This window comes from Vibrio fujianensis, from assembly GCF_002749895.1.
Classification (GTDB): Bacteria; Pseudomonadota; Gammaproteobacteria; order Enterobacterales; family Vibrionaceae; genus Vibrio; species Vibrio fujianensis.
In genome coordinates this window covers 125,237-134,273 of the sequence record NZ_NBUS01000039.1, presented here as the reverse complement: position 1 = coordinate 134,273, position 9,037 = coordinate 125,237, and the positions used below count along the sequence as shown (strand labels likewise).

At 44.7% G+C, this 9,037-nt stretch carries 5 protein-coding genes; 3 read left to right on the top strand and 2 right to left on the bottom strand.

What is annotated here, in order from left to right; genetic code table 11:
* Both B7C60_RS05410 and B7C60_RS05405 read right to left on the bottom strand, forming a co-directional pair.
* Positions 1–919, bottom strand: a 919-nt coding sequence (locus tag B7C60_RS05410) for a family 4 glycosyl hydrolase (RefSeq protein ID WP_245868604.1), incomplete at its 3' end; no start/stop codon positions are given.
* A gap of 158 nt (positions 920–1,077) precedes the next feature.
* On the bottom strand, positions 1,078–2,694 hold the full coding sequence (locus B7C60_RS05405) for an alpha-glucoside-specific PTS transporter subunit IIBC (RefSeq protein ID WP_099610777.1): 1,617 nt from the start codon (positions 2,692–2,694) through the stop codon (positions 1,078–1,080).
* A gap of 302 nt (positions 2,695–2,996) precedes the next feature.
* Here B7C60_RS05405 and B7C60_RS05400 point away from each other — a divergent pair, with 302 nt between their 5' ends.
* The 3 genes from B7C60_RS05400 to pulA form a co-directional block, all read left to right on the top strand.
* A complete protein-coding gene (locus B7C60_RS05400) occupies positions 2,997–3,695 on the top strand; it encodes a GntR family transcriptional regulator (RefSeq protein ID WP_099610776.1) in 699 nt (232 codons plus the stop codon).
* Between the two features lie 408 nt (positions 3,696–4,103).
* Positions 4,104–5,108 carry an NAD-dependent epimerase gene (locus tag B7C60_RS05395; RefSeq protein ID WP_099610775.1) on the top strand — a complete coding sequence of 335 codons (1,005 nt, stop codon included), beginning with the start codon at positions 4,104–4,106 and terminating at the stop codon, positions 5,106–5,108.
* Between the two features lie 553 nt (positions 5,109–5,661).
* Positions 5,662–9,037: pullulanase-type alpha-1,6-glucosidase (gene pulA / locus B7C60_RS05390; protein ID WP_245868666.1), on the top strand; the 3,376-nt coding region annotated here is incomplete at its 3' end.

Genomic DNA, 9,037 nt, shown 5'->3' with positions numbered 1-9,037 from the left:
TGCGCCGACATTCAGTAAAGACTTCTTTTTCACGACCATCCATGACTTCATTGGCTCGGGTGTATTCTTTATTGGAATGCTCTACCACATAATCAGGGAAGAGATAATATTTTAAATAGGTGTTCGGAATGGTTTCTGGATCAAGTGCGTATACATCGCGCACTTTGATGAAGGTCTCTTTCCAAGATTCATCGGTATGTTGAGCACCACTAAGCGCACTAGGCGGCAAATAACCATGTTCTTTAATGTATGCTTTGATGCGAGGCAATAAATCTTCCCCAGTTTTTCCATCCTTAAATTCTTTCCACCAACCAAAGTGATTGAGTCCGTAATACATCACATCAAACTGTTTACGATCTTGATAGCCGAGAATTTCCGCGATACGGGTCTCGATACCAATTGGCATATCACAGATATTCAATACTTTTGAGTTTGGACGCATGACACGACAAGCCTCGGCAACGATCGCTGCTGGGTTTGAGTAGTTAAGCATCCAAGCATTAGGTGAATATTTTTCCATGTAATCGATCAGCTCGATAACGGCTGGAATAGAGCGCAGCCCATAAGCTACACCTCCGGCTCCACACGTTTCTTGGCCGACACAGCCATGTTTGAGTGGGATTTTTTCGTCTTGCTCACGCATCGCATACAAACCCGCACGAATGTGTGCCATGCAGAAGTCGACATCAGTAAAAGCTTCTTTAGGATCGGTAGTGTAGGAAAATTGGATGTGTGGAGCGCGTTCCTTTAGCAGTATTTCGCAGGCTTTTGCAACCACTTCTTGGCGCTCGGCAAAGTTATCGTAAAACTTCAACTGACGGATGGGAAAGCGTGCTTGATTTTCTAATAACATCATGACGATACCTGGCGTAAATGTTGAGCCACCACCTGCGATTACGATAGAGAATGCTTTGTTCATGTTAAACCTCACGTTAGTTAATCAGTGTCTAATCCTGTGCGATTGGCTGCGATCACGGCAAATCGTTCCAGGAGGCAGGGTGTTGAGCACGCCTGCAATAAAATCAAAATGAGTGGGATTCTCTACCGCAAATCAATGACAAGAGAATCACCATTACGTTAACAGCTTGCTATTGGGCTTTGTTCGCTATGCTTATGTGTTTGTTGGATGATTTGTTCGCACGCTTCTCTCAGTTGCGGTACATGTAAACCGATAATGACTTGAATTGCGCAGCCATTTTTCACGACATTGACCGCTCCAGCTTCCATAAAATAATCAGCGTTAGCGACTAGCTGGGGGTCTTGCACGGTCACGCGTAAGCGAGTGGCACAGTTACTGAGTTCGGTAATATTGTCTATCCCACCAAGCCCTTCAATGGTTTCAATGGCTTGAATATGTAATGGCGTGGTGGAGGCGGCTGCTTTATTACTGATGCCGTGTTTTTCGTTAAAGTCTTGCTTAGTGCGTAGCTTGAGTTCGGCACCATCTCGGCCGGGGAGTGCGACGTTAAATTTGATAATAAGAAATTTAAAGGTAACGTAATAAATTACCGTGAAACATAACCCGATGACGGTTTGTGTGATCATCATATAAGTGTGGCTACCGAGTAGTGGAACCCAATTGCCGGTGATAATTTCAATTAATCCTCCACCCATATTGCCGACGACACCAAACATATACATCACCATCGACATGGTACCTGCCAGCAAAGCATGGACGGCAAATAGCCAAGGTGCGATAAAGAGAAAAGTAAACTCTAACGGTTCGGTAATGCCAACAAAGACGGCAGTCAGTGTCGCGGGAATCAGTAACGCTGCTACTTTTTTACGGTTTTCTGGCTTAGCCGTATGATACATCGCGAGAGCGATACCGCTGCAACCGAACACTTTGGAGTTACCATGCAAAGCGAAACCACCAGCGGGGAAAAGATCTTTAATGGCTTGTGTCGAATGAGTAAAGGTTTCTAACCCGGCAAACCAGTCGACATAAATGCCGTTGGGGGTTGCGACATTACCAAAGACAAAAGGGGCATAGATAAAATGGTGCAGGCCCGTCGGGATTAAAATGCGTTCTAAAAAGGTATAAAGCCACACACCAAAAGATCCAGAACTGACCAAAAACCCTTGTAAATCTAAAATGCTATGTTGAATAGAAGGCCAGATATATAAAGTGGCCCATGCAGCAGGAAGCATGGTAAAGAAAGCAACAATAGCAACGAATGCTGTTCCTTGGAAAATGCCTAAATAAGCCGGTAGGGGTTTATCAAAAAAACGGTTATGCAGTCCGGTAACGATGGCTGAGATAATGATGGCACCAAAAATACCGGTATCTAATGTTTTTATGCCTGCAATATCGGTTAACCCGGAGGTTCCACCGATGGCTTGATTAAAGTCAACATCGAAGAAGGTACCCCATTGAGTCCCCATCGCACAGATAAAATAGTTAAAAGTAAGGTAAGAGACCATCACTACTAATACGGCCCGTGCATGTGCGGTTTTTGCTAAACCAATCGGTAAGCCTACCGCAAAAAGCAAGGGCATATTACGAAATAGAGTCCAAGCGCCTTCTTCTAAAATAAACAGGACTTGATAGTACAAACCGTCTGGGTTGGCTAAATCACCTACAAATATGGGGTTTTTGAGTACGATAGTCAGCCCAACCATAATCCCAACAAAGGGAAAGAGCAGTACGGGCGTAAACATGGCTCCGCCTAAGCGTTGTATTGCACTTAACATTGGAAAATCCTTCTAGTGTCCATTGATGTATCCCAAGTAATCTTGGGGGAAATACGGTTCCGCCTTAAGACCCTACTAATGTAGTTGGTATATCCAATGCAGTACAAATATATAATGTATTTAATGTGATCTTGGTATTAAAAAGGATGAATTGCTTGTTTTTTGTGTGATTAAGATACAATTTTAGCATGAATTTTCTGTTTTAGCCGATATGCTACGAAAAAGTGAACTCAGTCAATAAATAGGTATTTGATTTGTTACTTATTGTTGTATGATGTTTTTTATCGTGAGAGAGGTTAATTATGTTGTATAAAAAAGTCATGTTGGCACTCAAAGGACGCATTGATTCGGGAGAGTTTCAGATCGGCGATAACCTACCAACAGAAAGTAAATTAATGGATGAATATGCCGTCAGTCGAATTACTGTACGTAAGGCGATCGATGAACTGGTAAAAATGGGTATGGTGGAAAAAAGGCAAGGTGCAGGAACGACGGTGATCGGTCAAAGTATGACGGGTTCAATGTCTAGTTTACGCAGTAACCGAGAATACCTAGCTGAATCTGGAGCCGAATTGAGTTACGACGTTGAGCAATTCGCGCTGATGACACCTCCTGAGCATGTTGCTCAAGCTCTTGCGATCAGTGATAGTGAGAAGGTCTATTTTATTCGACGCTTTATGTTTATTAATGGTGTCTTATCAATTTATGAAGACTCTTACATGCCTGCCAGCTTATTTCCCGATCTGAGTTTGAATCATTTAAAAGGGTCTAAATATCATTATTTAGAGCAAGTACTAAGGTTGAAAATCGATGGTGCTATTCAAGATTTTGCCGCCATTTTACCTGATGAGCATATTGCTAAATGTTTAGGGGTAACAACAGAGACTCCCTTACTCAAGTTAACTTCAGTGGGAAAATTAACTGATGGGCGGTTATTTGAATATACGGAAATTGTCAGTAAGCCCAATACTTATTCTTATAAACATTACTTGAAGCGCTAATTAAGAGCATCAACCACCCCGCCCTTCGGGCACCCCTCCGAGGGAGGGGAATAAGAGCACACTCGGTTTTTTAAAATTCCCCTCCTCCGGAGGGGTGGCAGGCATAGCCTGACGGGGTGGTCTTAAACCAAGATCCTAGGTTCTTGGGAAGATGATAAGAGCCATCCGTGGCTCTCACCAAAGGCTAGCCTATGGCTGTTCAGATCTGTTACAGACAAATTTGTCACTCACTGGCCGCCTAGCTGCAACTCCAAGTTGTTTGGGTGTTGATGAGGTTTTTGCCACCATCAAACCAAGAAAATGGTTCGATAAAGCGATAAACATCTTTTTCATCTCGTGATAAGCTTTTTTAAACAAGAATCTGGGCCGAGTAACGACCTGTTTGACTTAATTAAAGGTACCTATTTTATGAAATATCTTGTCACGGGAGCGGCGGGCTTTATTGGTAGCGCTGTTGCAGAAAAACTGACGGCGCAGGGGCATCAAGTGATTGGGATCGATAATCTTAACGATTATTACGATGTCGCATTAAAACAGGCTCGTTTAGCACGTATTGTGCATCCTCAATTCCAATTTATTGAGCTAGATATTGCTGATCGCCAAAAAATGGCAGCGCTTTTCCATCAGCAACAGTTTGACCGAGTGATTCATTTGGCGGCGCAAGCTGGGGTGCGTTATTCGTTAGAAAATCCGCACGCTTATGCCGATTCTAACCTTGTGGGGCACTTAAATATTTTAGAAGGTTGTCGGCAAGAACAGGTTGGCCATTTGGTTTATGCCTCATCCAGTTCAGTCTATGGGTTAAATGCCAAAGTGCCGTTTTCGACTTCCGATTCGGTAGATCATCCGGTTTCTCTCTATGCCGCGACGAAAAAATCCAATGAGTTGATGGCGCACAGCTATGCGCATTTATACGATATTCCCACCACTGGCTTACGCTTTTTTACGGTTTATGGCTCATGGGGGCGGCCGGATATGGCTCCGTTTATCTTCACCAAGAAGATTTTAGCCGGGGAAACAATCGATATTAATAATCATGGTGATATGTGGCGTGATTTCACCCATATTGAGGATATTGTCCAAGGGGTGGTACGGATTGCTGATGTGGTTCCTACCCGTAATCCGGATTGGACGGTCGAAAAAGGTTCACCCGCAAGCAGCTCTGCTCCTTATGCCATCTATAATATTGGTCACGGTAGTCCGATTAATCTGATGGAATTTGTCAAAGCGATTGAAGACGAACTCGGTATGGAGGCAAACAAAAACTTCCGCGGTATGCAACCTGGTGACGTGTATCAAACCTATGCAGACACGGAAGATTTATTTACGGCTACAGGTTATCGTCCTCGTGTCGGGGTCAAAGAAGGCGTTGCTGAGTTTATTGCTTGGTATCGTGAGTTTTATCATCAATAACAGTTCATCAATAACAGTACCGTGATATTTCCCACGCTGAATGGCAGATGGTTGCTTGTTCAGCGTGATGGTATCCGTTGAACGATCAACTGATTGAATCGGCGGTTTGGCAGCCTCTTGATGGTGACTTACTTTTTAATGAAAAATATCGCGTTACTTTTGAGTGATCCGACTCACCATTTTGAGGCTGAGATCTCCTCCTTGCAACTCATCCCCAACGTCTCCTCCTAGCAAACTTTTCCCTTCCAAGGTGTGGGCTTTATCTCACTCTGCAGCCATTTTGTTATCTGATTTGTGAATAACCTCAATGATATTAGAAAATTTTTCTTGGTAAAAAACTTAACCATTGGTTCTCACGTTTTGTGGATGCTTCGGTGCTCTAGCATTGAGCAGAACATTTCCTTTTCGGCATGTTGCCTTTAATCAGGTGTGCAGCGCTTCAGGTACGGTACTTTGAAACATCAACACATCGATTATCTCACTTCAATAACAATGGATTTGTAAACGTGGACAATAAAAACTTTAATTTATCAACGATTGCTAAAATCCAACGATTGCTAAAATCGTCCTGCCTTTGATTTCCGTTGCGGTGATCAGTGGTTGTGGCAGTGATAGCAGTAATGACAACACGGACTCAAGTGTTGATTTATACCGCGCAGGAGAGAACGAAGTTGTCATCTATTACAAACGAGATGCTGCTTCTACTGCAAGAGCCAGTGCGAACGCGAATGACTATGATGGCTGGGGACTCCATTTATGGAATGGTGAAGGTTGTACCAGTACCGATCTTGCTGCCATGGGGCTGGCCACGACAGGCACCGATTGGGGATCACCTTATCCATTTACAGGGATCAGTGAAACTTATGGTGCTTATTATGTGTTGAAAGTTAATCCTGATGCTTCTGATCCTCATCAATGTATGAACTTTATTTTGCATAAAGGGGATGAGAAAGCGTTTGGCAGCGCTAATTCTAAAGTTGATCTCACCCAACTCGGTGAGTCAAAGGGCTTGTTTGGTTTTCATGGCAGCAGCGAACTTTATTATGCGCCCATTGCAGAGCGACCAGTGGGGATCGATGGTCAAAAAGCGCATTGGTTAGATGCTGATATTATCGCATGGGAAGCGGTCGCTAATGCTGATTCGGTTAAGCTTTTTTACAGCCTCAGCAACGACATTAAGATGGATGAAGATAAGCAAATCTCCGGCGGTACCGCACTTGAGCTGACTAAAACGGGTGAATTGTCTGCTGAACTGAAGGCGCGTTTTCGCCATCTTGCGAGTTTACAAGCGGCAAGCCTTGATGTCGATGATGAGACATTACGTACCATTTTAAAATCACAAATCGTGATGGTGGCATATAACGCCAATGATGAGGTGATCGCAGCGACGGAAGTACAAAAAGCCGGTGTATTAGATGCTGTGTTTGCCGATTCCAAGACGGGTGACGCAATTAGCCAAAAACTGGGTGCGATTGTGCAAGGCGGTGCCGCGACCTTCAAACTATGGGCACCCACCGCGCAAGATGTTGATCTGATTATCTACGATGAAAATTTAGCAGAAGAAGCGACCGTTGCAATGACAGAGGATCCAGCAACAGGGATCTGGGCTTCTGAGGCGCAAAGCAACGTTGTTAACAAATACTATCGCTATCAAGTGAAGGTGTACCACCCAACAACGGGTGCCATCGAAACGCGTTTGGTCACAGATCCATATTCATTAAGCTTGTCGAAAAACTCACGCTATTCTCAAGTGGTTGATCTTGAAAATGATTCTAGCCTAAAACCTCAAGGTTGGGACACCTACGCACGACCAACGGTTAACAAAGACGAAGATCATGTCCTTTACGAGTCTCACCTTCGCGACTTTAGCTTTAGCGACACTCAAGGTACCAAAGCATACAACGGTAAGTACTTAGCACTCACCGAAGCAAACCGAGAATCGGTTTCACATCTGCAAGCATTAAAAGATGCAGGTTTAACAACCCTTCACATTCTGCCCGCTTTCGACATTGCTACGGTAGATGAAGATGCGGCAAATCGTGTTGATATTACCGATACGGTAGGCAAGCTATGTGGTATTAAACCAGATGCTTCCGTTTGCGAAACCGAATCCGAGACAAAAGTCATTGAAGAGGTACTCAACAGCTACGATCCTGCGACAGATAAAGCACAAGCGTTAATGAACGACCTTCGCATGTTAGATAGCTTCAACTGGGGTTACGATCCATACCATTACACCGTGCCAGAAGGCAGTTATGCGACTGATCCTAACGGCGCTACGCGTATCCTTGAGTTCCGTGAAATGGTGCAAGCAACCCATAAAATGGGGCTGAAATTAGTGATGGATGTGGTGTACAACCACACCAATGCCTCTGGCGTGAACGAAAAATCAGTACTGGATAAAATTGTCCCTGGGTATTACCACCGTCTAAACGTCAACACTGGCGGTGTCGAAAATTCAACCTGTTGTGATAACACCGCCACCGAAAACCTTATGATGGGCAAACTGATGGTTGATTCGCTGTTGATTTGGGCGGATGACTACAAAGTCGATGGTTTCCGTTTTGACCTTATGGGCCACCAGCCGAAAGATGTGATGGTGTATGCGTTGCAACAAGTGCGTAAGATCGATCCAAATACCTTATTCTACGGTGAAGGTTGGGACTTCGGTGAAGTTGCGCAAAACGCTCGTTTTGAGCAGGCAACACAAGTCAACATGGCGGGCACTGAAATTGGTACTTTCTCGGATCGTCTGCGTGATGCAGTGCGTGGCGGAAGCCCGTTTGATGGCGGTGTTGATTCTGAGGGGCTGCACCCACTTCGCTTTAACCAAGGTTTCGGTAATGCCGCTTATCCAAACGAAGAAACCAAAACCGATGCAAAATCGATCAATGGTCGTTTACACAACCAAGATCTGGTTCGTCTAGGCATGGCCGGTAACTTAGCCGATTATGTTCTTCTGGATTACAAAGGCGATACTAAACTAGGTAAAAACGTCGATTACAATGGTGCGCCAGCGGGCTACACCAAAGCACCATCAGAAAATATCTCGTATGTTTCTAAGCATGATAACCAAACGCTATGGGACAACAACGCCTATAAGATCGCGACCGGTACTTCGTCAGCTGAGCGTGCACGCATGCAATCTGTCTCGTTATCAACGGTGATGCTAGGCCAAGGTATTCCGTTCATCCATATGGGATCTGAGTTATTGCGTTCGAAATCCATGCAGCGCGACTCGTACGATTCGGGTGATTGGTTTAACCGAGTCTTCTTTGATGGGCGCGATAACAACTGGAACGTTGGTTTACCGCGTGAAGATAAAGACGGTGCAAACTGGGAGCTAATCAAAACCATCGTCGGTGACAGTACAGCGAAACCAGACTCAACCGACATCGAGCTGACGAAGCAACAATTCCTAGAGTTACTAAAAATTCGTAGTACCAGTGAACTGTTCCGCTTAGACACCGCGCAAGAGGTGATGAATCGGGTTGATTTCCGCAACGTGGGCCAAGACCAAGTGGAAGGCTTGATTGTGATGTCCATCGACGATGGTACATCAGCAGGTGCCGATTTGGATTCGAACTACGATGCGATTGTGGCTGTTGTGAACTCAACATCAACGGAGCAATCTTTCAAAGTTGCAGGCGCAACAGGTTTCGAGCTGCATCCAGTTCAACAAAACTCTGCGGATAACATCGTGCAAGGTGCAATCTTCTCAGCTGAAACCTTTACCGTTCCAGCGCTCACTACGGCGGTATTTGTTCAGCCACAAAACGGCGCGCAAGGTGTAGGTTTGCCAGTCAATAAAGACAATAAAGATGTCTCTAGCATACCTCCCTATGGTGATGTTGTGGTGTATGTCAAAGGCTCGATGAACGAATGGTCTGATAGCAGTGACTGGGCGATGACCTTTATTGGTAACGGTC

What these genes read in the sequence shown, in the direction of transcription:
- B7C60_RS05395 (WP_099610775.1), top strand. Translation starts at nt 4,104, where the DNA reads ATGAAATATCTTGTCACGGGAGCGGCGGGCTTTATTGGTAGCGCTGTT.
- B7C60_RS05405 (WP_099610777.1), bottom strand. Translation starts at nt 2,694, where the DNA reads ATGTTAAGTGCAATACAACGCTTAGGCGGAGCCATGTTTACGCCCGTA.
- B7C60_RS05400 (WP_099610776.1), top strand. Translation starts at nt 2,997, where the DNA reads ATGTTGTATAAAAAAGTCATGTTGGCACTCAAAGGACGCATTGATTCG.